This is a genomic window from Micromonospora echinofusca (genome assembly GCF_017614955.1).
In the GTDB taxonomy this organism is placed as follows: domain Bacteria; phylum Actinomycetota; class Actinomycetes; order Mycobacteriales; family Micromonosporaceae; genus Micromonospora; species Micromonospora echinofusca_A.
The window spans coordinates 1-475 of record NZ_WVUH01000733.1 but is presented as its reverse complement, the minus strand read 5'-3'; the positions used below and the strand labels follow the sequence as shown (position 1 = coordinate 475).

Below are 475 nucleotides of genomic sequence, written 5' to 3'. Positions count from 1 at the left end.
CATCCCCAGCACCGTCAGCCCCGACCTCAGCGGCACCCTCACCTTCGACAAGCAGCCCGACGCCGGCACCCGGACCACCGGGACCGACACCGGTACCGGCGCCCCCATCAGCACTCCCAGCGACGCCACCGCCGCCGCCACAATCGACACCGACGGCACCCGAACCAGCACAGTCCTGACCGGCACCGGCACTACCGGTACCCCGCCGACCATGGTCGGCACCGCCACCGCACCAACGGGCACGACCGTCACCACCGGTACACCCCCGGTCACGCCTGCCTCCGGCGACGTCATGGCCGGCACCCTGCCATCCGGGTCCGAAATCAGCGGCCCGACCGCCGTCACGATCAGCAGCACGACGATCACCGGTACGGCCGGCACCATCGCCACCGGCGGCACGACCGGGGTCGGCACCATCGCCACCGGCGGCACGACCGGGGTCGGCTCCACCGGAACCGGCGGCACGACCGGGGTC

At 73.3% G+C, this 475-nt stretch carries 1 pseudogene; it reads right to left on the bottom strand.

The features are described from left to right. Positions 1–432, bottom strand: a pseudogene (locus tag GSF22_RS34135) (hypothetical protein); the annotation flags it as partial. Positions 433–475 lie beyond the last annotated feature (43 nt).